Source organism: Zoogloea sp. LCSB751, from assembly GCF_002028455.1.
Taxonomy (GTDB): Bacteria; Pseudomonadota; Gammaproteobacteria; order Burkholderiales; family Rhodocyclaceae; genus Zoogloea.
On record NZ_MWUM01000041.1, the window covers coordinates 1 to 24,672 of the forward strand.

At 65.1% G+C, this 24,672-nt stretch carries 20 protein-coding genes; 6 read left to right on the top strand and 14 right to left on the bottom strand.

Annotated features, from left to right (window positions below; genetic code table 11):
- The 11 genes from B4920_RS24715 to benA form a co-directional block, all read right to left on the bottom strand.
- The coding region (locus B4920_RS24715; RefSeq protein ID WP_139379624.1) for a porin at positions 1-1,055 on the bottom strand (1,055 nt) is incomplete at its 3' end.
- Positions 1,056-1,174: 119 nt separating this feature from the next.
- Positions 1,175-4,711 carry an indolepyruvate ferredoxin oxidoreductase family protein gene (locus tag B4920_RS24720; RefSeq protein ID WP_079437417.1) on the bottom strand — a complete coding sequence of 1,179 codons (3,537 nt, stop codon included), beginning with the start codon at positions 4,709-4,711 and terminating at the stop codon, positions 1,175-1,177.
- A gap of 158 nt (positions 4,712-4,869) precedes the next feature.
- Positions 4,870-5,658, bottom strand: coding sequence for a 2-oxo-3-hexenedioate decarboxylase (gene dmpH / locus B4920_RS24725; protein ID WP_079437418.1), 789 nt, complete (start codon positions 5,656-5,658; stop codon positions 4,870-4,872).
- Positions 5,659-5,677: 19 nt separating this feature from the next.
- A complete protein-coding gene (dmpE, locus tag B4920_RS24730; RefSeq protein WP_079437419.1) occupies positions 5,678-6,460 on the bottom strand; it encodes a 2-oxopent-4-enoate hydratase in 783 nt (260 codons plus the stop codon).
- A gap of 106 nt (positions 6,461-6,566) precedes the next feature.
- Positions 6,567-8,027 (bottom strand): 2-hydroxymuconic semialdehyde dehydrogenase, encoded by a 1,461-nt coding sequence (locus B4920_RS24735; RefSeq protein ID WP_079437420.1) that lies wholly within the window; start codon positions 8,025-8,027, stop codon positions 6,567-6,569.
- Between the two features lie 239 nt (positions 8,028-8,266).
- Positions 8,267-9,214, bottom strand: a complete 948-nt coding sequence (locus tag B4920_RS24740) for a catechol 2,3-dioxygenase (protein ID WP_079437421.1) — start codon at positions 9,212-9,214, stop codon at positions 8,267-8,269.
- 45 nt (positions 9,215-9,259) lie between these two features.
- Positions 9,260-10,576: an MFS transporter gene (locus B4920_RS24745; protein ID WP_079437422.1), complete on the bottom strand. Its 1,317-nt coding sequence runs from the start codon at positions 10,574-10,576 to the stop codon at positions 9,260-9,262.
- Positions 10,577-10,631: 55 nt separating this feature from the next.
- Positions 10,632-11,480 carry a benzoate diol dehydrogenase BenD gene (gene benD, locus B4920_RS24750; protein ID WP_079437423.1) on the bottom strand — a complete coding sequence of 283 codons (849 nt, stop codon included), beginning with the start codon at positions 11,478-11,480 and terminating at the stop codon, positions 10,632-10,634.
- Positions 11,477-12,493 (bottom strand): benzoate 1,2-dioxygenase electron transfer component BenC, encoded by a 1,017-nt coding sequence (gene benC / locus B4920_RS24755; RefSeq protein ID WP_079437424.1) that lies wholly within the window; start codon positions 12,491-12,493, stop codon positions 11,477-11,479. The genes benD and benC overlap by 4 nt, the downstream gene beginning before the upstream one ends.
- A 60-nt stretch (positions 12,494-12,553) precedes the next feature.
- Complete coding sequence (gene benB / locus B4920_RS24760) at positions 12,554-13,039, bottom strand: benzoate 1,2-dioxygenase small subunit (protein ID WP_173862700.1); 486 nt, start codon at positions 13,037-13,039, stop codon at positions 12,554-12,556.
- Positions 13,039-14,409: a benzoate 1,2-dioxygenase large subunit gene (benA, locus tag B4920_RS24765; RefSeq protein ID WP_254051051.1), complete on the bottom strand. Its 1,371-nt coding sequence runs from the start codon at positions 14,407-14,409 to the stop codon at positions 13,039-13,041. The genes benB and benA overlap by 1 nt, the downstream gene beginning before the upstream one ends.
- A gap of 725 nt (positions 14,410-15,134) precedes the next feature.
- On the opposite strand from benA, the gene B4920_RS24770 reads away from it, so the two are divergent.
- On the top strand, positions 15,135-16,955 hold the full coding sequence (locus B4920_RS24770; RefSeq protein WP_368664739.1) for a sigma 54-interacting transcriptional regulator: 1,821 nt from the start codon (positions 15,135-15,137) through the stop codon (positions 16,953-16,955).
- A 29-nt stretch (positions 16,956-16,984) separates the two neighbouring features.
- On the opposite strand, the gene B4920_RS24775 is transcribed toward B4920_RS24770, so the two are convergent.
- Together B4920_RS24775 and B4920_RS24780 are read right to left on the bottom strand one after the other, a co-directional pair.
- Entirely contained in the window at positions 16,985-18,211 is a 1,227-nt protein-coding gene (locus B4920_RS24775; protein WP_254051052.1) for a benzoate/H(+) symporter BenE family transporter, read from the bottom strand.
- Positions 18,204-19,175, bottom strand: a complete 972-nt coding sequence (locus B4920_RS24780; protein WP_079437427.1) for an aldo/keto reductase — start codon at positions 19,173-19,175, stop codon at positions 18,204-18,206. The genes B4920_RS24775 and B4920_RS24780 overlap by 8 nt, the downstream gene beginning before the upstream one ends.
- 118 nt (positions 19,176-19,293) lie before the next feature.
- Between B4920_RS24780 and B4920_RS24785 the strand changes: the two genes are divergently transcribed.
- From B4920_RS24785 to B4920_RS29775, 5 genes are all read left to right on the top strand, one after another.
- Positions 19,294-20,190, top strand: coding sequence for a LysR family transcriptional regulator (locus tag B4920_RS24785; RefSeq protein ID WP_079437428.1), 897 nt, complete (start codon positions 19,294-19,296; stop codon positions 20,188-20,190).
- A 236-nt stretch (positions 20,191-20,426) separates the two neighbouring features.
- Positions 20,427-21,011: a TetR/AcrR family transcriptional regulator gene (locus tag B4920_RS24790; RefSeq protein ID WP_079437429.1), complete on the top strand. Its 585-nt coding sequence runs from the start codon at positions 20,427-20,429 to the stop codon at positions 21,009-21,011.
- Between the two features lie 80 nt (positions 21,012-21,091).
- Complete coding sequence (gene yqhD, locus B4920_RS24795) at positions 21,092-22,255, top strand: alcohol dehydrogenase (RefSeq protein WP_079437430.1); 1,164 nt, start codon at positions 21,092-21,094, stop codon at positions 22,253-22,255.
- A 52-nt stretch (positions 22,256-22,307) separates the two neighbouring features.
- Complete coding sequence (locus B4920_RS24800; RefSeq protein ID WP_079437431.1) at positions 22,308-23,396, top strand: alkene reductase; 1,089 nt, start codon at positions 22,308-22,310, stop codon at positions 23,394-23,396.
- A 150-nt stretch (positions 23,397-23,546) separates the two neighbouring features.
- Entirely contained in the window at positions 23,547-23,708 is a 162-nt protein-coding gene (locus tag B4920_RS29775; protein WP_088179541.1) for a hypothetical protein, read from the top strand.
- Between the two features lie 61 nt (positions 23,709-23,769).
- Here B4920_RS29775 and flgB read toward each other — a convergent pair whose 3' ends face one another.
- Positions 23,770-24,363, bottom strand: a complete 594-nt coding sequence (flgB, locus tag B4920_RS24805) for a flagellar basal body rod protein FlgB (RefSeq protein ID WP_254051053.1) — start codon at positions 24,361-24,363, stop codon at positions 23,770-23,772.
- Positions 24,364-24,672: the final 309 nt, after the last annotated feature.

Consider the following 24,672-nt stretch of genomic DNA (forward strand, 5'->3'; position numbering starts at 1 on the left):
TCGTAGTTGCCGCCGCTGATGCGGCCAGCCACATAGTTGCCGTACAGCGTCGCGAAGCCCAGGTTGTAGCTGCCGCCAACCTGCCAGCCACGGCGCTTGGCGAGGCCGGTTTCCTGCGCGCCAGTTGCCGGGGCGACGTAGCTGCCGTTATCCAGGTTCCAGGTGGTGAAAGTCGCATTCAGCGGGCCACCCGTGTAGTACAGCGCCAGATCGCCGCCACGGCCGGCCTTGTCGGTGGTGACCGTCGTCGCGCCAGGAGCGGTCGGGGTGACCATGTTCACGTTGTTCTCGCTACCCGAACTCAGGGTCAGCTGGCCGGAGAAGCCGGCCACTTTCGGCGAAGCGTAGACCAGGGAGTTGTTCAGGCGCGTCGGCATGCCACCGATCACCGGCAAGAGGCCGGCGGACGAGCCAAAGAAGCCGGCGCCCATCGCCGCCGACATCACCGACGAGGTATAGGAACCCGCGTACTGGCGGCCGGCCGTCACCGTACCGAAACGGGTCGAGAGACCGGCGTAGATCTGCCGCGAGAAGATCTGGCTGCCGTTGCTGGTCTGTCCACCGCTGGACACCGCCGTGTTGTTGATGCCCGGCGTGATCGCGCCGGTACCGACGGAGCCCGTATCGAACAGCAGGCCGGCTTCCATCAGGTACACCGCCTTGATCTCGTCGCCCAGTTCCTTCTCACCCTTGAAGCCGATCCGCGACGAGGACATGCCGCCGGAGCCGATGGTGGACTTCTGGCCGTAGCCACTGTTCACCGTCGAGGCGCTGACGTCAGCAACACCGTAGATCGTCAGCGTGCCGGACGGGCCGGTCGGCACACCCATCTGCAGGCCGGCGCCACGGGCCGGGCCGCCAGTCTGGATCTCGGTCTTCTTCTGCTCTTCCTGGTTCTTCATGAGCTGCTGGATCAGCTGACGCTGTTCGGCCAGCTCGCGCTTGAGCGCTTCGATCTCGGTTTCGGCGAAGGCCGGCGCGGCGGCGCTGCCGCAGGCGGCCAGCAAGAGCAGGCTCAGCGGGCGACGGAGGGTGGCGGGCTTGTTGTTCTGCATGGTCAGTCTCTTCCTTGGTCCGGTGATTAGCCGGGATGGGTTGGCCCCTCTGTGGGGGCTGTATGTCGGGCTGGCAGCAGTCACTGCCGGCCCGGTGTTGCTCAGTGGCGCTTGCTCGCTCAGGCCCGCATCTGCAGCGGCTGGGCGTTGCGGAAGGCCTCCAGGCGTTCGGCCTGCAGGGCCTTGGCGGCGGCCACGTTCTTCTCCTTCACATGGCCGTAGCCGCGGATCTCGTCGGGCACGCTGGCCAGGTCCACCGCCGCCGCGTGATTGACGGCGTCGAGCCGGGCGACGATGTCGTCGAGCAGCACGATGTAATCCTCGATGGCCTGACGTTCCTCACGGCGCTCCCCGCTCTTGCCGAAGATGTCCAGGCCGCCGCCGCGCAGGCTCTTGAAGCGGGACAGCAGGCGGAAGGCCTTCTGCACCCACGGGCCATAGACCTTCTTCTGCAGCTCGCCGGTCTTCGGGTCGCGGTCAGCCAGCAGCGGCGGCGCCAGGTGGTACTTGAGCGTGTAGCCGTGCTTGAACTGGGCATCGAGCTGGGCCAGGAAGGCCGGATCGCTGTGCAGGCGGGCCACCTCGTATTCGTCCTTGTAGGCCATCAGCTTGTAGAGGTAACGGGCAGCCGCCTCGGCGAGCGCGGTCTGGCCGGGGACGAGGCGGGACTCGGCGCCGTGCACCTTCTTCACCACATCGGCGTAGCGCTTGGCGTAAGCCTCGTCCTGATAGGCGATCAGCTCGGGGATGCGGACTTCGAGCAGGCGCTTGAGCTCGCCCTGGGCCCCCACCGAGTCGAGAATGGCGCGGGCCGCCGGCGTCAGGGCCGTCACGGCACGCAGCGCGATCACCGGGGCGTTGCCGCGGGCCACCTCGGCCTCGACGAAGGCCCGGTCCACCACGGCCATGCGGCCCCACTTGAAGGCGGCGAGGCTCATCTCCACACCGACGCCGGACTGGCGGATGGCGGTTTCGATGGACTCGGCGGCCAGCGGCAGCGTGCCGGCCTGGTAGGCCACGCCAACCATGAACAGGTTGGTCGCCATGCTGTCGCCGAACAGGCCCTCGGCCAGCGCCTGGCCGTCGAGGAAGACGTTGTCGGCCTTGCGGGTGACGCGGTTGAGGCCAGCGGTCAGCCCGGTCACCGCCGGGAAATGCACATGGCGGTCGGACACCATGTGGCCGGTCGGCGTCTCGGTGGTGGACACGATGGCGATGGTGCGTTCCGGGTGGCACTTGTCCAGGTTCTTCGGGTCCGTCGCGTTGAGGATGTCGAAGCCCAGGTAGAGGTCGGCGCTGCCGTCGGAGATCTTGTTGGCGCCGGCAAAGGGCTGCGCGGTCACCTTGATGTCCGAAATCACCGCCCCGCCCTTCTGGGCCAGGCCGGTCTGGTCGAGGCCGACCACGTGCTTGCCTTCCATGCGCGCGGCGTTGGCGAGGGTCGCCACGACGGTCACCGAGCCGGTGCCGCCGATGCCCATCACGTGCACGCCGAAATCGCCCTTGATCTTAAACTCGGGCTGCGGGATGTCCCGCTCCAGGGCCGGGATGCGGCCCTTCTTCTTTTTCTTCGGCGCGTCGCCGGCGGCCGGCTCGGGGTTCGGCGTGACCGTCACGAAGGACGGGCAGAAGCCCTTCACGCAGGAGAAATCCTTGTTGCAGGAGGACTGGTGGATGCGCGTCTTGCGACCGAATTCCGTCTCGACGGGCTCCACGCTCATGCAGTTGGACTTCTCGCCGCAATCGCCGCAGCCTTCGCAGACGCGCTCGTTGATGATGGTCACTTCCGCCGGCTCGGCAGCCTTGCCCCGGCTGCGGGCCCGGCGCAGCTCGGCGGCGCATTCCTGGTCGTGCAGCAGCACGGTGGTGCCCGGCGTGGCGGCCAGCTCGCGCTGGGCCTCGTCGAGGCGGTCGCGGTGCCACACTTCGGTATGCCCGGGCAGCTTGACGCCGGAGTAGTCGGACAGGTCGTCGGTGGTCACGATGACGCGACGCACGCCGTTGGCGAGCAGGTCGGAGACCATCGCTGCCACCGGATGGGCGCCCATGATGTCCTGGCCGCCGGTCATCGACGTATGCGCATTGACCAGCAGCTTGAAGGTGATGTTGGCGCCGGTGGAGGCTGCGTAGCGCACCGCCAGGCTGCCCGAGTGGGCATAGGTGCCGTCGCCCATGTTCTGGAAGATGTGCTGGGTGTCGGTGAAGGGCGCCATGCCGATCCACTGGGCGCCTTCGCCGCCCATGTGGGTGCCCATCACCACGTTGCGGTCCATCCACATGGCCATGGTGTGGCAGCCGATGCCGGCCGACACGATGCTGCCTTCCGGCGCCACCGTTGAACTGTTGTGCGGGCAGCCGGAACAGTACCAGGCGGTCCGGTTCATGGTCGGCAGCTTGTTGCGCGAATGGATGTCGTCGAGACGCTTGATCCAGGCCTCGGCCGATTCGATGCGGGCCTTGCGCGACAGGCGCTTGAGCAGCGCGCGGGCAATCACGTCGGACTCGAACTCACCATAGTGCGGCAGCAGCTCCTGGCCTTCGTCGTCGAACTTGCCGACGATGCGCGGCGCATTGGCACGGCCGTAGAGCACTTCCTTGGCGAACATTTCCAGGAAGGGACGCTTTTCCTCGATGACGAAGATCTCTTCCAGCCCCTCGGCGAACTCGCGCACGATGGTCGGTTCCATCGGGAACAGCATGCCCATCTTGAGGATGCGGATGCCGTAGCGGCGCAGCGCCTCGTCGTCGAGGCCCATCTCGAGGAAGGCCTGGCGCACGTCGTTGTAGGTCTTGCCGGCGGTGACGATGCCGAGCCAGGCGTCCTTGTTCTCGAAGACGATGTTGTTGAGCTTGTTGGCGCGGGCGTAGCGGCGCGCCACTTCAAGGCGACGGGTGTACAGGGACTGTTCCATCTCCAGCGCCTCGACGCGCACGTTCATCCCCAGGTTCATGTTGGGGAAGAAGGGCTTGCCGTCGAAGTTGAGATCGGGCGTCACGAAGTTGAGGCGCGCCGGGTCCACGTTGGCCGTGCCGCTGCCGTCCGCCACGTTGGTGACGATCTTCATGCCGATCCACAGGCCGGACAGGCGCGACATGTTGTAGCCGTGCAGGCCCAGGTCCAGGATTTCCTGCACGTTGCCGGGGAACAGGGACGGGATGCCCACGTGGTAGAGCATCGGCTCCGACTGGCTGCACAGGGACGAGCTCTTGCAGCTCGGATCGTCGCCGGCAATCGCCAGCACGCCGCCGTTCTTGCCGATGCCGGTGTAGTTGGCGTGCTTCAACGCATCGCCGCTGCGGTCCACGCCGGGCGCCTTGCCGTACCACATGCCGGTCACGCCATCGAACTTGGGCTTGCCGACGGTGTGCATCATCTGCGTGCCCCACACGGCGGTGGCGGCCAGGTCCTCATTGAGGCCGTCGACGAAATGGATGTGGTTCTCGAGGAGCAGCTTCTGCTGCTTGATCAGCGCGGCGTCGAGCATGCCGACCGGCGAACCCCGGTAGCCCGAGATGAACATGCCGGTCTTGAGGCCGCGACGGGCATCTGTGCGCACCTGGTCCAGGCTCAGGCGCACCAGCGCGTCGATGCCGCCCAGGTGGATCACCCCTTCTTCGCGGGTAAAGATGTTCGTAAGGTCTTGCTTGGATGACATGGAAAAGTCCTCTTCCGGTCGCCCCACCCTCCTCCAACCGGTACTGCAGGCCGAACGAGTCCCGGCCACGCTCGCGGGGAGCGTCGCCAGGCATCGGCGCAGGCCGGGATTCGGGGCGAGATTCGCGGCCGGCGGACTCCAGTCCGCCGGGCCGTGCTTTAGACGAAGCGCATCGAGACGGAGCCGAGATCCTGGAAGCGCACGTTGACGTGGTCGCCCGGATTCACCGTGATGGCTTCGGTGACGCCGCCAGTCATGATGAAGGTCCCGGCCGGGATCTCCTGGCCGCGGGCGCCCAGGTGGTTGGCGAGCATCGCGACGGCGGTCAGCGGATGGCCGAGCACGGCAGCGCCGGCGGCCATCGCCTTGATCTCGCCATTGATCTCCATGACCACGCCGAGGGTGCGCAGGTCCAGGCCTTCGAGGTCGCGCATGGTGTTGCCGACCACGAAGCGGGACGACGAGGTGTTGTCGGCGATGACGCTCTTCAGGTCGAACTTGAAGTCGCGGTAGCGGGAGTCGATGACTTCCACGGCGGGCAACACGAAGTCCACCGCCGCCATCACGGCGCCGACGTGGCAGCCGGGGCCCTTCAGCGGAGCCTTGGTGACGATGCAGATCTCGGCCTCGACCTTCGGGTGGATCAGCTCGCTGTGCTTGATATCGCCGCCGTCCGGGCGGGCCATGTAGTCGGCAACGAAGCCGAACACCGGCACGTCGACGCCCATCTGCTTCATCTTGGCGAAGGACGTGAGGCCGCACTTGAGGCCGGCCACCTTGTTGCCGCGGGCTTCCTTGCGGCGGCGGATTTCGTCCTGGATCGCGTAGGCGTCGTCCCAGTCCATGTCAGGATGGTCGTCGGTGATCTTGGTGACGTCGCGGGCCTGCAGCTCGGCGCTTTCCAGGTGCTCGGCGAGGGAGAGGATGGTGGCTTGATCGAGTTTCATGGGAATGCCCTTGCTGGAATCAGATGAAGCGCACCGACGTGCCGCCCAGGCCGCCGACGCTGCAGGTGAGGCTGTCGCCGGCCTTGACCGGGACGAGCGGGGATTGGGAGCCGGACAGGATCACCTCGCCGGCCTTCAGCGCGATACCCAGGCGGCCGAGGGTGTTGGCCAGCCATACCACCGCATTGACGGGCGAGCCCTGCACGGCGGCGCCGGTGGAGGTGCTGATGATCTCGCCGTTCTTCTCGAGGACCATGCCGGCCAGCGCCAGGTCGAGGTCGCGCGGACTCTTGCGCACGCCGCCAAGCACCAGCACGCCGCAGGAGGCGTTGTCGGCGACGGTGTCCTGGATCTTGATCTTCCAGTCACGGATGCGGGAGTCGACGATCTCGAAGCACGGCACCACGCATTCGGTGGCGCGCAGCACGTCGGCGGCGGTAACGCCGGGGCCCTGCAGGTCGCGCTTGAGGATGAAGGCCACTTCGGCCTCGGCCTTGGGGGCGATCATGGAATCGACAGGGATCGCTTCGCCCTCGTTGTAGATCATGCCGGAGGTCATCTGGCCGAAGTCCGGCTGATTCACCTTGAGCATGTCCATCACCACCTTGCTGGTGACGCCGATCTTCTTGCCGATGATGGTCTCGCCGGCGTCCAGGCGGCGCTGGATCATGCGCAGCTGGATCTGGTAGGCGTCCTCGATGGTGATCTCGGGTTCGCGGTCGGTGAGCGGGTCCACCGCGGTGCGGGTGATCAGCGCGTTGTACAGCTCGTCACCGTATTGCTCGATCTTGTTCTGGTTCATGGAAGGCTTCCGTCAGTCTGTTGGGTGTAGGTGCCGGCCCCGGAGGGAGGGAGCCAGGGCCGGCGGACGCACCATGGGGGCAGTGCGCCGTGGGAGCGGAGTCGGCTTAGTACTTGATCATCACGTTGCGCAGCTCGGTGTAGAACTCCAGCGAGTGCAGGCCGCCTTCACGGCCGATGCCGGACTGCTTGGAACCACCGAAAGGCGTACGCAGGTCGCGCAGGAACCAGCTGTTGATCCAGCACAGGCCCACTTCGATCTGCGTCGCCAGGCGGCTGGCGCGGCTGATGTCCTGGGTGTAGATGGAGGTGGCGAGGCCGTACTTGGTGTCGTTGGCCATGCGCACGGCTTCTTCTTCGGTGTCGAAGGGCTGGATGTGGCAGCACGGTCCGAAGATCTCCTCGCGCACGACGGAGGCGGTTTCCGGCAGGCCGGTCCAGATGGTCGGCTCGACCCAGCAACCGTCCTTCAGCTCGTCCGGCATCAGCGGCACGCCTCCGCCGGTGACGATGGTGGCGCCTTCGGCCCTGGCCTTCTCGTAGTAGGACAGCACCTTCTTCTGATGCACCTTGCTGACCAGCGGGCCGATCTTGGTATCCGCATCGAAGGGAAGACCCGGCTTCATCGCCTCGGCCTTGGCCTTCAGTGCATTCACGAACTTGTCGAAGATCGGGCGCTCGACATACACGCGCTCGGTGCCCAGGCAGACCTGGCCGCAGTTCTCGAAGACGGAACGGGTCACGGTATTGACCGCGTTCTCGAAGTCGCAGTCGGCAAACACCACGGCGGCGTTCTTGCCGCCCAGTTCCAGCGACACCGGGCGGATGCCGTCGGCGCCTGCCTTCATGATGGCGGTACCGGTCTTGGTCTCGCCGGTGAAGGTGATGCCGTTGACGTCCGGGTGGGCAGTCAGCAGCGCGCCGGCGGAATCCACGCCGTAGCCATTGACCACGTTGTAGACGCCGGCGGGCACGCCGACCTTGTTCATCACTTCGCCGAGCAGGGTCGCGGTGGCCGGGGTGACTTCGGAGGGCTTGACGACCACGGTGTTGCCGCAGGCCAGCGCCGGGCCAACCTTCCAGGTCATCAGCAACAGCGGCAGATTCCACGGGCTGATCACCGCGATCACGCCGCGCGGCGTGCGCACGCCATAGCTGCGGGCGGTCTTGCCGTCGGGGGTACGCATCTCGAAGGACTCGGTGGAGACGTTCTTGATGGTGTCGGTGAAGATCTGGAAGTTGGCCGCGCCGCGGGGAATGTCGATGTGGGACGCCAGGTGGGCCGGCTTGCCGGTGTCGGCGATCTCGGCCTGCAGGAAGTCGTCGAAGCGGTTGTTGATCTCGGCGACGATGCCATCGAGCATCTTGCAGCGCTCGACCACCGACAGCTTGCCCCAGGGGCCGTGCAGCGCGGCCTTGGCGGCGGCCACGGCGGCATCCACTTCAGCCTTGCCGGCCTCATGGACCAGGCCGATCAGGGAGTTGTCCACCGGGTTGCGGTTTTCGTAGGTCTTGCCGCTGACGTTGGTGACGTACTCGCCGTTGATGAAGTTCTTGAATTCTTTCATGTCTTTCTCACTGTCTGAGGTCTCGTAGGCCCGGCTGGTCACGGCACCTGGGCGGGCACGGCCCGACGGGAGCTGGACACTTCTTCCGGATTGATCGCTCGGCGGGGGCGCTGTTCTCGGCCTCGGTCGATCGACTGAATCTAGTTTAGCGAGATTTAATTAAAATCTCGATATTTTTTTATTCTGTTGTTATCCCATGACGACGCCCTTGCGGGCGCCGCCATGGATGGCGCAAAAGATCAGGTGAACACGCTCAGGAAAGCCTCGTTGAGCTTGCGGTCGTGATAGAAGATCGCAGGCCCTAGGGTTTCGTCGTACCACGTGATGACCGGCTTGTCCGGATAGGCGATGTAGCCGCCGGAGAACACTTCGTTGCGGTTGCCGGACGGGTCGAAGAAGTAGATCGTCTCGCCGCGGGTGATGCCGTGGCGGGTCGGCCCGATGTCGATCGAGGTATGGGTGCGGGACAGCACGTCACCGGCGTGCAGTACCTTTTCCCAGCTGCCCAGTTCGAAGGACACGTGGTGCAGCTTGCCCTTCACCGGCTGGCGGATGAAGGCCACGTCGTGGGCCTTGTTGGCGCAGGTCAGGAAGGTGCCGATCATGAACTCCGGCTGGTTCTTCAGCACCACCTTCTCGGTGATGTAGAAGCCGAGGACCTCGGTGAAGACTTTCACCGAGCCGTCCAGGTCGTCGCCGTACAGCAGGCAATGGTCGAAGCGCGACGGGGAGATGCCGACCAGGCCATCCGGCCACGGGTTCGGGTTAACGTCCGGGCCGTCGGTGCCGCAGTTGTTGCCGATCTGCTCCTTCTCGGCAAACAGCTCCATCACGTGGCCGGTGGGCACCGTGAAGCGGAAGCGCTTGCCGGTCTTGGGATGCTCGCCGGCCTCGATCCAGCCGAGGTCGGAACACAGGCCGCAGGCTTCCAGGTCGGCCGCCAGCTTGTGGAGGGTCTCGACGGAATCGACCTTCCAACCCATGTAGTCCATGCCCGCGCTGTCCGCCTCGTGCAGCACGATGCTGTGATGGTCGTGCTCGTCCCAGGCCTTGAGGAACACGCGGCCCTGGGCATCGCGTTCCACTTCGATCAGCCCCAGCACGTCCTTGTAGTGCTTGAGCGCGGGTTCCAGCTCCAGCACACGCAGGGAAATGTGGCCGGGGCGCAATACGCCGGTGATTGCCATTTGATTTGTCTCCTGGTTGGATATGTCGGTTCGGCCCTGCTCCGCTCAGTGATGGGCGGATGCGGAACGACCGTGGTTGATCATGGAAACGGCCAGCGTGGCGATCACTGCGGGGATCGCGATGGCCATGAAGTTGTGCTGCAGCGGGAGAGACATGCCGACCAGGGTGCCGATGACGATCGGTGCCAGGATCGCGCCGCTGCGGCCGACGCCGGACGCCCAGCCGATGCCGGTGGAGCGCACCGCCATCGGGTAGTACTGGCCGACGTAGGCGTAGGTGAGGATCTGCGTGCCGATGGTGGAGGCACCGGCCAGACCGACCAGCACGTACAGCACTTCGGTCGGAACCTTGTAGCCGAGCAGCGTGATCGACACCGCCGCCAGCGCATAGAAGCCGACCAGCACGTACTTGATGTGGAAGCGGTCGGCCAGCCAGCCGCCGCCGATGGCCCCGATCATCGCGCCGAAGTTGAGCACCAGCACGAAGGTCAGCGCCGAGCCGAGGCTGTAGCCGGCACCGGCCATCAGCTTGGTGAGCCAGGAGCTGAGGGCATACACCATGAACAGGCACATGAAGAAGGCCACCCAGAACATCGTGGTGCTAAAGCCGCGGCCATCCTGGAACAGCTTGCCGATCGGCGCGCCGTGGGCGTGGTGGGCATGGGGCAGCACGAACTCGTCACTGGCGGCCGGCACGTAGGACGGGTCGATACGCGGCAGGATGCGCTTCACGTCTTCGGCATGGCCGTGCTTGATCAGAAAGGCCATCGATTCCGGCAGCGACTTGAGGATCAGCGGGATCAGCAGCACCGGCAGGCCGGCGGCGACGAACACCGACTGCCAGCCGTAGCTCTCGATCAGCCCCTTTCCGAGCAGGGCCGCCAGCATGCCACCCACCGAGTAGCCGCTGAACATCAGCGTCACCAGCGTGCTGCGCATCTTGCGCGGCGAGTACTCGGTCATCTGGGCGACCACGTTCGGCATCACACCGCCGATGCCCAGCCCCGCCAGGAAGCGGGTGATGCTGAAGCTCACCGGGTCGGAGGTGAAGCCGGCGGCGGCCGTGAACACGCTGAACAACAGCATGCAGATCGCGATGGCCCAACGGCGACCGATCTTGTCGGCGATGGTGCCGAGGAAGATCGCCCCGAACATCATGCCGAACAATGCCGAACTGACCATGAAGCCGGCGTTGGTCGGGGAAACGCCCATTTCCTTCATGATCGACGGCAGCGCGATGCCGGCCACCGCCAGGTCGTAGCCGTCGAAGATGATGATGAGGGCGCACCAGAACAGCACGAGGCCATGAAAGCCGCCAAAACGCGCGTGATCGGTGAGCTTGTGTACGTCGATCTGTGCCATGTTGTCTCGCTTATTTAGTTGTTATGAAAAATGGGGAGGGACGAAGCTGCCGGCGTCAGCCGAGGTCACCACCACCAACCGGCACGATCGAGCCGGTGATGTAGGAGGACTCGTCGGAAGCCAGGAAGAGGATCGGGGCGACCTGCTCGTCGATCGTGCCGTAGCGGTGCATCAGGCTCGAATCGATGGTCTGGTCGATGACGCCCTGGTACCAGGCCTGCTCCTGCTCGGTCGGCTGGGCCTGGTTGCGCGGGATGCGGCGTGGCGGCGCCTCCGTGCCGCCGGGCGCGGTGGCGTTGATGCGGATGCCGTCCTTGGTGTGCTCCATGGCGATGGAAGCGGTCAGCGCATTGACGCCGCCCTTGGCGGCCGAATACGGCACGCGATGCACACCACGGGTGGCGATGGACGACACATTGACGATGACGCCCTTCTTCTGCGCCAGCATCGGCGGCAGCACGGCGCGGCAGCACCACAGGGTCGGGAACAGGGAGCGGCGGATCTCCGCCTCGATCTGCGCCTCTTCGTAATGCTCGAAGGGCTTGGCCCAGATCGTGCCGCCGACGTTGTTGATCAGCACATCGACGCGCCCGAAACGGGCCAGCGCCTCGGCCACCACCGACTCGGCGCCAGCGAAGGTTTCCAGGTCGGCCTGGAAGGCCGCGGCCTTGCCACCGGCCTGGGTGATCTCGGCGACCACTTCGTCCACCAGCGGCGAGCGATCCACCGCCAGAACCGCGCCGCCCTCGGCGGCTACGTTCAGGGCCACGCCGCGGCCGATGCCCTGGGCCGCGCCGGTGACGATGACGACCTTGTCGGTAAAGCGATCGGCACGGCGTACTGGATTGCCTTCGCCCTGACGGGCTGCGGGGCGAGCGCCTTCGGACTGCCGTGCGGCGCTCATGCTGCGGCTCCTTCGCTGGAGGCGGAGAACTTCTCGAAATAGAAGTTGGCCGGGGCCACGCCCGCGCCCGCCATCCACTTGCGCACGCCTTCGACCATCGGCGGAGGTCCGCAGACGTACACATCCGCATTACCTTCATTGAGGTTGGCCGGGGTCAGGTGATCGGTGACGTAGCCGAGGCGCGGATGACCGCTGGCGCCATCCACCACACAGGTGAAGTAGTCGAAGTTCGGCATCGCCGCCTTCAGGGCTTCCAGGGTGTCCAGTTCGACCAGGTCGTCGTTGGTATTGACGCCGTAGGCCAACAGGATGGGCTGGGTGGTCGGGTTGTCCTGCAGCCAGCGCAGCATGGACAGGAACGGCGCCAGGCCGGTGCCGCCGGCGAGCATCAGGATCGGGCGCTGCGCCGGGCGCAGGTAGAAGCTGCCGTAGGGGCCGGTGAAGGTCATCGCGTCGCCGGTGTTGGCCTTGCTGCGCATGAAGGTGCTCATCAGGCCGTTGGGGACGTCGCGGATCAGGAAGGACAGCTCATTGCGGTTGGGCGCGGAGCTGAAGGAATAGGCGCGGGTTTCCTGCGTGCCCGGCACGTTCAGGTTGACGTACTGGCCCGGCAGGAAGGACAGCGGCTTGTCGGCCTGCAGGGAGAAAGACACGGTGGTCGCGGAGTCGCGGTCGATCTTCGACAGCTTGCCGCCGTGGGTCGCCACTTCGGTCTTGCAGGCGGCGGACGAGGCCGGCACGCGGATCACGCAGTCGGACTCCGGGCGCATCTGGCAGGTCAGGATGTAGCCCTGCGCAGCTTCGTCGTCGGTCAGGGCGTCTTCAATGTAAACACCCTGGGTGTAGCGGCCACTTTCACAGTGGCACTTGCAAGTTCCGCAGGCGCCGTCGCGGCAGTCCAGCGGAATGTTGATCTTGGCCCGGTAGGCGGCATCCGCCACCAGCTCGTCGGCTTCGCAGGGAATGATGCGGGTTACCCCGTCTTCGAACTGCAGCGCAATGTTGTAGGTCATGGTAAGCGCCCCTCTGTCGTGGAGTCATTCAGGGGCCCGCCCTCCGGCGGGCCCGGTACATCAGATGTGGTAGATGTCCAGCACGTGGTGGATGTGGTCGTTCTTGAGGACCACGTACTTGCGCTTGATCAGCGGCTTCGGACCGGTGACGTCGAGGGTGTATTCGGACGTGCCGAAGTAGGTATCGACGATCTGGTAGCGGTAGCTATGGGTGGTCCAGTTGAAGCGCAGCTGGATCGTGCTGTCGTCCTGGGAGAGGATCTCCAGGTTGTTGATCGCGTGGCCGGTGCGGGTGTCCGGAATGGTGGCGCTCGAGCGTTCGGTCTCGATGCGGAACACGCGGTCTTCCAGACCCTGCTTGTTGGCGTAGTAGATCAGCGAGACTTCGTTGTGCGGATTGGTGGTCAGCGTGCCGTCGTCATCCCAGGACGGCATCCAGAACTCCACGTCTTCGGCGTAGAAGGCCAGCCAGTCGTTCCAGCGGCGTTCGTCGAGGGCACGGGCTTCCTGGTAAAGGTAGGTTTGAATGGCTTCGTAGGACAGCATCACTTGTCTCCGTTTTCTTCAGCGTGGATGGCTTTCTTCATGGCTTCGACCCAGTACTTGTGCTGCACGGTGTACAGGCCTTCGTCTTCGGTCTTGACGCCGGACAGTTCCGGCTTGAGGCCGATCGCCTTGGCGTTGTCGTCGGCGCCTTCAACCCAGTGCACCGAGCCGCGGGTCATGTCGTTCCACTTCACGGCGCGGGCATTGAAGCCCTGCTGGCAGGAGCGGAACTCTTCCAGGTCGTCCGGGGTGGCCATGCCGGTGGCGTTGAAGAAGTCCTCGTACTGGCGCAGGCGGCGGGCACGGGCTTCCGGGGCTTCGCCCTTGGGGGCGATGCAGTAGATGGTGGCTTCGGTCTTATCGACGGAGATCGGGCGCAGCACGCGGATCTGCGAGCTGAACTGGTCCATCAGATACACGTTGGGGTACAAGCACAGGTTGCGGGACTTGCTGAGCATCCAGTCGGCCTTGGCTTCGCCGAACTTCTCGACCCACTCGTCGCGCTTGGCCCACAGCGGGCGGTCTTCCGGGTTGGCCCAGTTGGTCCACAACACCAGGTGGCCATTCTTGAAGGAATAGGAGCCGCCGCCCTTGCGCGCCCAGCCGCCGGCGCTCATGGCCTTGATGGTGTCGACCTTGCCATCGGTGGTACGACGGCCTTGCGTGGCGGCGTAGTTCCAGTGGGTGGCGGTGACGTGGTAGCCGTCGGCGCCGTTCTCGGCCTGCAGCTTCCAGTTGGCGTCGAAGACGTAGGAACCGGAACCGCGCAGCACCTCGATACCGTCCGGCGCCTGGTCGACGATCATGTCGATGATCTTGGCGGCTTCGCCCAGGTGCTCGACGAGCGGCTTGACGTCCGGATTGATGCTGCCGAACAGGAAACCACGGTAGTTTTCGAAAGCACCCAGCTTGACCAGGTCGTGGCTGCCGTTGCAGTTGAAGCTCTCGGGGTAACCCGCGTCCGGGGTCTGATCCTTCACCTTCAGCAGCTTGCCGGCGTTGTTGAAGGTCCAGCCGTGGAACGGGCAGGTGAAGCTCGACTTGTTGCCCTTCTTGTGACGGGCCAGCTGCGCGCCGCGGTGCGTGCAGGTGTTGAGCAGCGCGTTCAGATTGCCGGTCTTGTCGCGGGTCAGCACCACCGGCTGACGGCCGACGTAGACGGTCATGTAGTCATTGACGTTGGCGATCTGGCTTTCGTGAGCCAGGTAGACCCAGTTGCCCTCGAAGACGTACTTCATCTCCAGCTCGAACCATTCCTCATCGGTAAAGGCAGAACGGTCCAGGCGGTAGATGTGATTGACGGGATCCTCTTCAAGCAGGGCATCGAGCTTGTCGAGACGGGTCTGGGTGTCGTGGCGGATCTGGGTCACGCTGGTCTCCTATTCGCGGTCTGAATCAAAAATCGCCCACGGGCGCTGGTGCAAAACGATTTCTTCGGGCCGAGCCCTGCCCTGCCGCCGACCTGGCAGGTCGACACGCACGAGGGGCAAAAACGGGCTGCGGTAAAGGCGCCGCCGGATGGCGGCCGGGGTAGCGACCGCCTAGGGCGGGTCGCGGGGGGAAAGCATCTGCGGCATGGTTCTCGTCTCCATTCGTGGCCTGCTTGTCTGCGAGGCTCTGTCCTGTTCGCCCGCCTCAGGAAATACGCGATTCGTCTGGTGATCGAGCATTCGGTTGAGTCGGGTCTTGCACAAGACCTGTTAGCAGAAGACGTGCCACCCCACGAGGAAAATCATTTGGAATATATCGTGCAGCCCAGTGCTGGCGCGGGATTCAGGTAAATTCTCGAGATTTTTTGAGAGGTCGCAGGTATGCTTCGCAGCGCGTCTGGCGCACCTAATGAATGAATCAAATGCTTTAATCCACTCATAAACATTGCACTGCACAATGAATCAATGCATTCACGCCCCTACCCGGCTCATGGTCATTCGGAGTTGTTCGCCCCCCGCCAACCGGCGTATCTTCAGTCTGGCCGACATCGCATCGGCCTCAGGCATGCCGCGTGCTACTACCCGCAGCCCTGACAGAGCCCAATAAGCATTGAGGAGGGAGAGACAATGCAAGCCAGGACCCGCAATGCCCGGGAGGTTCGCCAGTGAAATCGGCCAGCCGCCCGCCTGTAATTCCGCAAGGCCACCTGCCGGTCGTGTCGCCCGAGCAGATGGACGCCGACAAGCTGCGCTTCCCGGAGGTCAACGACCTGATGGGGCGTCTGCACTTTTCCACCAGCGACGGCCGCATCTGGCTGGACGACCAGCGCATGCTGCTGGTCCACGCCAAGGCGCTGGGCATGCTGCGCCGGGACATGATCGAACTGCTGGGCCTCGACGTGGCCCGCGGCTTCATGACCCGCATGGGCTACTACGCCGGCGTTGCCGACGCGCAGCTGGCCCGCAAGGTGCGCCCCAAGACCTCGATCCGCGACATGTTCGTGGTCGGCCCACAGATGCACTGCCTGGAAGGCATTGGCATCTCCGAAGCGGTCCGTATCGAATGCGATGTGGAGCGCGGCATCCATTACGGTGAGTTCATCTGGACCAGCCCCGTCGAGGACGAGGAGCACATCCGCCACTTCTCCATCGGCACCGAGCCGGCCTGCTGGATGCAGATCGGCTACGCCTCGGGCTTTTCGTCCGAGTTCATGGGCCGCCAGGTGCTGTACCGGGAGGTCGAATGCCAATCGATGGGCCATCCGGTGTGCCGTATCGTCGGCAAGCTGGTGGAGGAATGGGGCTCCGAGGCCGCCGAAGATCTGCGCTACATGATGCCGGAGACGCTGCAGATGGGCGTTCCGCCGAATGTCGGGCGGCCGGCCTGTGCCATCGGGCAGCCTGCTGCCGAACAAGCACCGACAGACACGCCGGTGGGCATGTCGCCGAGCTTCAACTCCGTGATGCACCTGGTCCGCCGTGTGGCGCCGACCCAGGCCACGGTGCTGTTCCTCGGCGAGAGCGGCGTCGGCAAGGAAGTCTTTTCCCGTACCCTGCACCGCCTCAGCGCCCGCGCCGACAAGCCCTTCGTGGCGGTCAACTGCGCGGCGATCCCTGAGCAGCTGATCGAATCCGAGCTCTTCGGCGTCGAGCGCGGCGCCTACACCGGGGCACTGCAGAGCCGCCTGGGCCGCTTCGAGCGGGCCGACGGCGGCACTCTGTTCCTCGACGAGATCGGCACCCTCAGCGCCAGTGCCCAGGGCAAGTTGCTGCGCGCCCTGCAGGAAGGCGAGATCGAACGCCTCGGCGATTCCCAGACCCGCAAGGTGGACGTGCGGGTGATCGCCGCCACCAACGTGGACCTGCGCGACGAAGTGAAGGCCGGGCGTTTCCGCGAGGATCTGTTCTTTCGCCTCAACGTTTTCCCGGTGCGCATCACGCCGCTGCGCGAGCGCCGCGAGGACATCCCGCTGCTGATGACCCACTTCCTGTCCAAGTTCAACCTGCGCCATGGACGCCATCTGACCGGCTTCACGCAGCGGGCGGTGGACGCCATGCTGTCCTACGACTGGCCGGGCAACATCCGCGAGATGGAAAACGTCATCGAACGCGGCGTGATCCTCGCCCCGGAGGGCGGCGCCATCGACGCCCCCCATCTGTTCACCAGCGGCGAACGCTTCACCGAGCAGCGTTTCACGATCAACAAGGACGGCAAGCTGGTGGCCATGGACCCGTCGGTCTTCGTCACCGAACTGACCCAGGACCGGGAAGTCGAGCGCGTCAGCCGGCGCGTCAGCAACCTGCTCCTCGACGACCACGACGACTGCGACAAGGTGTCGCTGGACGAGATCGAAACCCTCCTCCTCAAGCGCGCCATCGAGCGGGCCCAGGGCAATGTGGCCGCCGCTGCGCGCCTGCTCGGCATCACCCGGCCGCAGATGGTCTATCGGCTGAAGAGCCGCGGCATCATCAACGAAGGCGAGTGAGCTTCACCCATCGTTGATGATGCAACCCGTCAAGCCGGCTTACTGGCCGGCTTGACGCCCAGCCGGTGCAGCACCAGATAGGCGAAGGAGCCGATGACCACGCCCCAGAAGGCGGAACCGAGGCCCAGGAAGCTCATCCCCGAGGCCGTCGCCAGGAAGGTGATGATCGACGCTTCCCGATGGTCGGCCTCGTTGATCGTACCCATGATGTTGGCGGTGATCGCACCGATCAGCGCCAGGCCTGCCAGCAGCGCGACGAACTCCTTCGGCAGCACCGCGAACAGGGACACGATGGTCGCCCCGAAACAGCCACCGATCAGGTAGAACACCCCATTGGAAATCCCCGCCACGTAGCGCTTGGCCGGATCATCGTGAGCGTCCTTACCGGTGCACAGCGCCGCGGTGATCGCCGCGATGACGATGGTGATGCCGCCGAAGAAGGCCACGACGAGGGACGCAATGCTGGTGATCGCCAGGATCGGCCGCGCCGGCGTCGAATAGCCCGAGCTGCGCAGGATCGACATCCCCGGCAGGAACTGCCCGGTGACGCTGACCAGCACCAGCGGCAAGGCCAGGCTCAGCGTCGAACTCCAACTCCACTCCGGCCGGATGAAGGTCGGCGTGGCGAAGCTCAACTGCACCTTGCTCAAATCCGCCCCGCCAATGCCCACCGCCAGCGCGACGCCGAGCAGCAGCACCAGCACCATGCAGTAGCGCGGCAGCAGGCGCTTGAGGATCACGTACGCAGCCACCATGCTGAAGGTCAGCAGCGGCATCGAGCCGGCCGATTTGAACGCATTGCTGCCGAACTGGAACAGGATGCCCGCCATCATGCCGGCGGCGATGCCCTTCGGCACGTGCTTCAGCACCCGGTCGAAATAGCCGGTGATGCCGATCACAAAGATCACCAGCGCCGCGGTGATGTAGGCCCCCACTGCCTCGTTGAGGGACAGGCCGGGGAACAGCGTCACCAGTAGCGCCGTGCCCGGCGCCGACCAGGCGGTGACGACCGGCACCTTCAGCACCCAGCTCAGGAAGATCCCCGACAGCGCCGCGCCGATGGAGACCGCCAACACCCACGAGGAGATCATGTCCGGCGACACGTGGGCCGACTGGGCCGCCTGGAAGAAGATGATCATCGGCCCCGAATAGGAGATCAGCACCGCCAGGAAGCCCGCCGTGACGGACGAGACCGACCAGTCCTTGCTCAGCATGGTTTTCTCCGCACGCCAGCCCTGCAACACACGCTCAGTCATGGCCGGCCACTCCGCGCGGCCGGTACGGCGCCTCGAGGCGGGCCAGCTCGTCCGCAGTCAGTTTCAGCGAGATCCCGGCCAGCGCGTCCTGCAGGTGATGGGGCTTGGACGCGCCGACGATGGGCGCGGTGATGCCAGCCCGGCTCGCCACCCAGGCGATGGCTACCTGCGCCGCCGGCACGCCACGCTCCTGTGCCACTGCCTCCACCGCCGCGACGATGGCGTCTTCGGTCGCCTGCTGGTCGTACCACGCATGGGCCAGGTTGTCGGTATTCGCGCGCGTCGTCTGCGTCTTGCGCGAGCCGGCGAGCAGCCCCCGGGCCAGCGGCGACCATGGCGTCACGGCAATGCCTTCCTCCCGGCACAGGGGCAGCATCTCGCGCTCCTCTTCCCGGTAGATCAGGTTGTAGTGGTTCTGCATCGACACGAAGCGGGCCAGGCCGTGGCGCTCCTGGAAGGCCAGCATCTTCATGAACTGCCAGGAATACATGGACGACGCCCCGATGTAGCGGGCCTTACCGGCGCGGACGATGTCGTCGAAGGCCCTCAGCGTCTCCTCGATGGGCGTCTCCGGGTCGAAGCGATGGGCGATGTAGAGATCCACGTAGTCCGTGCCCAGGCTCTTCAGGGACGCGTCGATGCTGGCCATGATGTGTTTGCGCGACAGGCCGCGGTCGTTCGGCCGCTGGCTCATCGGATAGAAGACCTTGGTGGCGATCACCATGTCATCCCGCGACGCGAAGTCCCGCAGCGCGCGACCGAGGATCTCCTCGCTGGCACCGAGGGAATACATGTCGGCGGTGTCGAAGAAGTTGATGCCCGCGTCCAGCGCCTGGCGGATGAAGCCGCGGCTGGCCTCCTCGTCGAGCACCCAATCGCGCCAGCTCGACTTGCCGTAAGTCATGCAGCCCAGGCACAGGGGCGACACCTTGAGGCCGGTGGAGCCGAATCGTACGTAATCCATGCCATTTCTCCTGTTGATGCAATGCAGATCGTGAGGAGGATTATGAGTATTGGCCTTGGATTGATAAATGCGTTGAAAACAGCAACACTATTTATTTAAAACAAACAATCGACACGCCGTGGATCATCTCCAAGCCATGCGGCTGTACACCCGCATCGTCGAACTGGGCAGCTTCAGCCGCGCCTCGGAACAGCTCGACCTGCCGCGGGCCTCGGCCACGCAGATCATCAAGCAGCTCGAAGCCCACCTCGGCACGCGCCTCTTGCTGCGCACCACGCGCCAGGTCCGCCCGACCCTCGACGGCGACGCCTACTACCAGCGCTGCGTGTCTATCCTCGCCGACATCGACGACATGGAAGCCTCTTTCTCCCAGGCCGCCCGTGACCCGCGCGGCCGTCTGAAGGTGGACATGTCCGGCTCCCTGTGCCGGCTGCTGCTGATGCCGGCGCTGCCCGAGTTCTGTGCCCGCTACCCGTTGATCGGTCTGGAGATCAGCGTCAGCGACCGGCAGATCGACCTGGTGCGGGAGGGTGTGGATTGCGTGCTGCGCATCGGCGAACTGCGCGACTCGGCGCTCGTCGCCCGACCGCTAGGGCGCCTCGAACAGCTCAGCTGCGCCAGCGCCGACTACCTGGCCCGCCACGGCACGCCGCACACGCTGGACGATCTCGACGCCCACCGGATGGTGGACTACCTGTCCGCGTCGTCCGGAAAATCGATTCCGCTAGAGTTCACCGACGCCGCCGCGATCGTGACCCGCAGCCTGCCGTCCACGGTGGCCGTCAATAACGGCGACGCCTACGTGGCCGCCTGCGAGGCCGGCTTCGGCATCGTCCAGATGCCGCGCTACCACGTCACCCGCCAGCTCACCGCCGGCACGCTGGTGGAGGTTCTCCCCGACCATCGCCCGCCGTCCCTGCCGCTGACCGTGCTGTACCCGCAGAACCGCCACCTTTCACCGCGGGTCAGAGTGTTCATCGAATGGCTGCAGGACTTGTTTTCCCGTCAAGGATGAGCCGCAGCTTAACGACCGTGAAGTATGTTACGGTCAGCCTCGCGATTTATGTTGCAACGCACCATCAAAGTGATTAATATGGAACCTGTCTCCTCCACCCTCCTCCTTTGGTGTGGATTTAAGCCCGAGCAACCTCCCCGGTTACTCGGGCTTCTTTTCGTCTGGAGTCCGCTATTTTGTCGTTGCAGAGAAAAATCCATAGACGACCGGTCTAATTCGATCTAGGATACACCTCCATGAAGCAGCCTTACGCCGATACCCGCCAGCACATCCTCGATACCGCCAGCCATCTGATCGCGGCGAAGGGCTTTTCCTGCGTGGGTCTCAATGAGGTGCTGCAGTCGGCGGAGGTACCGAAAGGCTCCTTCTACCACTATTTCAAATCCAAGGAACAGTTCGGCCAGGCCCTGCTGGAAGACTTCTTCACCCGTTACCTGGGCTTCATCGACGCCCTGTTCGCCAATACCGAACTCACCGCCCGCGAGCGCCTACTGCGCTACTGGCAGCAATGGCGGGAAACCCAGTGCGAAGGCTGCGATGACCAGAAGTGCATGGTGGTCAAGCTCAGCGCGGAAGTCGCTGACCTGTCCGAAGCCATGCGCCTCACGCTGCGCGACGGCACCGAGCGCGTCATCGGCCGCTTGGCGGACTGCATCGCGGCAGGCAATGCCGACGGCTCGCTACCAGCCCTCGATCCGCTCGATACTGCCCGCACGCTGTACCAGCTGTGGCTGGGCGCCAGCCTGCTGGCCAAGCTGCATCGCACCGAATGCCCACTCGAACACGCGATGGGCGCGACGAAAAAAATCCTGTCCCTTTGAACCTTTGTGCAGGCCGCCACTCCGAGACATCATTTGCCAAATAACTAGACGACTGGTCTATTCATACAGAAGGAATATCCATGCTGAACTTCGATTACTACAATCCGACCCGCATCGTGTTTGGCGAAGGCAGCATCGCCCGCCTCGATGAACTGGTCCCTACCGACGCCCGTGTGCTGGTGCTGTACGGTGGTAGCAGCGCCGAGCGCAACGGCACCCTGGCCGAAGTGGAGGCGGCCCTGCCCGGCCGTATCGTCAAGCGTTTCGGCGGTATCGAACCCAACCCGGCCTACGAGACGTTGATTGAAGCCGTCGCGCTGATCCGTGCGGAAAAGCTGGACTTCCTGCTGGCCGTCGGTGGCGGCTCGGTCATCGACGGTACCAAGTTCATTGCCGCGGCCGTCAATTACGCCGCCAGCGACGATCCCTGGCACATCCTCGAAACCTTCGGCACCCACATCGCAGAAGCGCTGCCGATGGGCGCCGTGCTGACGCTGCCGGCCACCGGCTCCGAGATGAACAACTTCTCGGTGGTCAGCCGCAAGTCCCTGCACGCCAAGCTGCCCTTCGCCAGCCCCCACGTCTTCCCGCGCTTCTCGGTCCTCGATCCGGTCAAGACCTACACGCTGCCCGCCCGCCAGATCGCCAACGGCGCGGTGGACGCCTTTGTGCATGTCGTCGAGCAATACCTCACCTACCCCGCCAACGCGCCCGTGCAGGACCGCTACGCCGAAGGCCTGCTGCAGACCCTCATCGAAGTCGGCCCGCAGGCACTGGCCACGCCGCAGGACTACGACGTGCGCGCCAACCTGATGTGGGCCGCCACCCAGGCCCTCAACGGTCTGATCGGCGCCGGCGTGCCGCAGGACTGGGCCACCCACATGATCGGACACGAGATCACCGCGATGTTCGGCCTCGATCACGCCCAGACCCTGGCCGTCGTGCTGCCGGCCATGCTCGACCTGCGCCGCGAGGCCAAGCGCGACAAGCTGCTGCAATACGCCACCCGCGTGTGGAACATCCACACCGGCAGCGACGATGAACGCATCGATGCGGCCATCGCCCACACCCGCGCCTTCTTCGAGTCCCTCGGAGTCAAGACCCGCCTCGGCGACTACGGCATCGGCGCCGACGCCGTGCCGCACCTCGTCGCCCAGCTGGAAGCCCACGGCATGACCACCCTCGGCGAACGCCAGGACGTGGACCTGGCCCTCAGCCGCCGCGTGCTCGAAGCCGCCCTCTGATTTCCCCTCGACTCCTCCTCAAGCCAGCCCCTCAATCACAAGGAACCCGACCATGACGACCCTCTTCGACCCCGTCCGCATCGGTGACATCGAACTCGCCAACCGCATCGTGATGGCGCCGCTGACCCGCAACCGCGCCACCGGTGGCGTGCCCAACGAGCTGATGGTGGAGTACTACCGCCAGCGCGCCAGCGCCGGCCTGATCGTCACCGAGGCCAGCCCGATCAGCCCGATGGCCCACGGCTACCTCGACACTCCGGGCATCTACACCCCCGAGCAAGTCGCCGGCTGGCGCAAGGTGACCGACGCGGTGCACGCCGCCGGCGGCCGCATCGTGGTCCAGCTGTGGCATGTGGGCCGCATCTCCCACACCTCCCTGCTGCCCGACGGCGCCGCACCGGTGTCGTCCACCGACCGCCGCGCCGAGACAGTGACCTTCACCCGCGAAGGCTTCGTGCCCGTATCCACGCCGCGGGCGCTGCGTGACGACGAGCTGCCCGGCATCGTTGCCGACTACCGCCACGCCGCCCGCTGCGCCATCGAAGCGGGCTTCGACGGCGTCGAGATCCACGCCGCCAACACCTATCTCCTCGACCAGTTCCTGCGCGACAGCGTGAACGACCGCAGCGGCCCCTACGGCGGCAGCATCCCCAACCGGGCGCGTCTGTTGCTCGAAGTCGTCGACGCGATCACCGCTGAGATCGGCGCCGCCCGCACCGGCATCCGCCTCAGCCCGCTGATGACCTTCGGCGGCAGCTCGCCGGTGGACAGCAACCCGCAAGCCCTCTACGACTACCTGATCGCCCAGCTGGCACCGAAGGGCCTGGCCTTCCTGCACATCATCGAGGGCGAGACCGGCGGCGCGCGTGAGCCCGAAGGCGCGCCGGCCTTCGACTACGCAGCCCTGCGCCGCGCCTTCGGCGGCCCGTGGATGGTCAATAACGGCTTCAACCGCGGCACGGCTTTCGAAGCCGTAGCCAATGGCGAAGCCGACCTGATCGCCTACGGCCGCGCCTTCATCAGCAATCCCGACCTGGTGCGCCGCCTGAAGGAAGACGCACCGCTCAACGAACTGCGCGCCGACAAGCTGTACGGCGGCGGTGCCGAGGGTTATACCGACTATCCCGCACTGGCCGGCTGATCCTCTCGCAGCCTCGACACCGCCGGTCCAGTCAGGGCCGGCGATGTCGCTGGCCGAGCGGAGAAATCCCTGAAAAGGGCGCCCGTTGTCGCCGGAAGTCCCCGCCACGTACAATCCGGGCTCACTTTTTTCAGTTTTGGAATTTTCGGCATGAAGACCCTCATCGCAATCCTCGCTGCCACGTCGCTGCTATCCGCCTGCGCCGTCTACACGCCGGCCGGCTCGGTGATCGTCGATCCCGGCTCCCGTCCGGCCGGCAATGGTGGCGGTGGCTTCTGCCCGCCGGGCCAGGCCAAGAAGGGTAACTGCTAAACACGTCTCCAGCGCCGCTGTGCACTGCAGCGGCGCGCAGCCCCCGCGGGTGAGCCATCCTTCAGTCCTTGAGACTGGTGAGCAGTTTGGCTTTGTCCCGGTATTCCCCATCCACCCGATTCAGCGAAAACTCGAGACGGACAACGTTCTCGGCGAACTTGGCGCGCTCGCTATCCATCTCGACGGTATTGCCATCAATGGCGCCCTGACCCGGCACTTGGTACTTGAGAGCGAGCGCCTGGGCCATGCGCTCTGTGCGGCCGGGCAGATGCCCGCCCGTGGTGGACGCCATCTTGAGCTGCGCCACCGGTGGCGTCAGCGCCGCCTGCAGCGCATCGCGCAGGTCCACATCGCGGGCCTTGAAGTTGGGGGTGTCGGCGTTGGCGATATTGGAGGCGATCACCTGCTGGCGCTCCGCCAGGATGTTGAACACCCGCTCGTCGTAATCTTCGTCGGTGCTGCCCGGCGGCGGCAAGGCCATGTGGCGGGAATCCGTGCGCAGGCCATTGACCGTAGTCCGTTTGATGTTCTGGGCCACCAACTCGGCAAATGACGAGCCCGCCTCCTTGCTGCCAGCCATCTCCCTGCCGGTAATCGGCGAGGCATTGGGCTGGGACAAGCCCAAGGGCGCGGCAGGATCGATCAGGGAGCTCATGAGCCTACCTTAACATCGCCCGGTAGCGCCCGTTCCCCGACTATGACGGGATTTTCTCCCCTATTCCTGCGTGTCGGGACTGGGTGTGCGGACCGCCTGCCTGGGGATTCTGACCTGTTGGGGCGAATGAAATCGCCCCAACAGCCACGTCCCTTGCTTCAGGCCTTGCTCCGCAAGGCCGCTCAAGCTTTAGAACACGTGGTTCACACCCAGCATGTAGCCGTTCGGGTCATAGCCCGGCTTGGCGACGGTGCCGACCAGGTTGCCGCCGTCGGTCAGGCTGTAGGTGCCGTTGGCCTTGTTGAGCAC

What these genes read in the sequence shown, in the direction of transcription:
- B4920_RS24745 (WP_079437422.1), bottom strand. Translation starts at nt 10,576, where the DNA reads ATGGCACAGATCGACGTACACAAGCTCACCGATCACGCGCGTTTTGGC.
- benB (WP_173862700.1), bottom strand. Translation starts at nt 13,039, where the DNA reads ATGCTGTCCTACGAAGCCATTCAAACCTACCTTTACCAGGAAGCCCGT.
- B4920_RS24720 (WP_079437417.1), bottom strand. Translation starts at nt 4,711, where the DNA reads ATGTCATCCAAGCAAGACCTTACGAACATCTTTACCCGCGAAGAAGGG.
- B4920_RS29775 (WP_088179541.1), top strand. Translation starts at nt 23,547, where the DNA reads ATGAAGACCCTCATCGCAATCCTCGCTGCCACGTCGCTGCTATCCGCC.
- dmpE (WP_079437419.1), bottom strand. Translation starts at nt 6,460, where the DNA reads ATGAACCAGAACAAGATCGAGCAATACGGTGACGAGCTGTACAACGCG.
- flgB (WP_254051053.1), bottom strand. Translation starts at nt 24,363, where the DNA reads ATGAGCTCCCTGATCGATCCTGCCGCGCCCTTGGGCTTGTCCCAGCCC.
- B4920_RS24775 (WP_254051052.1), bottom strand. Translation starts at nt 18,211, where the DNA reads ATGACTGAGCGTGTGTTGCAGGGCTGGCGTGCGGAGAAAACCATGCTG.
- B4920_RS24735 (WP_079437420.1), bottom strand. Translation starts at nt 8,027, where the DNA reads ATGAAAGAATTCAAGAACTTCATCAACGGCGAGTACGTCACCAACGTC.
- yqhD (WP_079437430.1), top strand. Translation starts at nt 21,092, where the DNA reads ATGCTGAACTTCGATTACTACAATCCGACCCGCATCGTGTTTGGCGAA.
- benC (WP_079437424.1), bottom strand. Translation starts at nt 12,493, where the DNA reads ATGACCTACAACATTGCGCTGCAGTTCGAAGACGGGGTAACCCGCATC.
- B4920_RS24780 (WP_079437427.1), bottom strand. Translation starts at nt 19,175, where the DNA reads ATGGATTACGTACGATTCGGCTCCACCGGCCTCAAGGTGTCGCCCCTG.
- B4920_RS24790 (WP_079437429.1), top strand. Translation starts at nt 20,427, where the DNA reads ATGAAGCAGCCTTACGCCGATACCCGCCAGCACATCCTCGATACCGCC.
- B4920_RS24800 (WP_079437431.1), top strand. Translation starts at nt 22,308, where the DNA reads ATGACGACCCTCTTCGACCCCGTCCGCATCGGTGACATCGAACTCGCC.
- dmpH (WP_079437418.1), bottom strand. Translation starts at nt 5,658, where the DNA reads ATGAAACTCGATCAAGCCACCATCCTCTCCCTCGCCGAGCACCTGGAA.
- B4920_RS24740 (WP_079437421.1), bottom strand. Translation starts at nt 9,214, where the DNA reads ATGGCAATCACCGGCGTATTGCGCCCCGGCCACATTTCCCTGCGTGTG.
- benD (WP_079437423.1), bottom strand. Translation starts at nt 11,480, where the DNA reads ATGAGCGCCGCACGGCAGTCCGAAGGCGCTCGCCCCGCAGCCCGTCAG.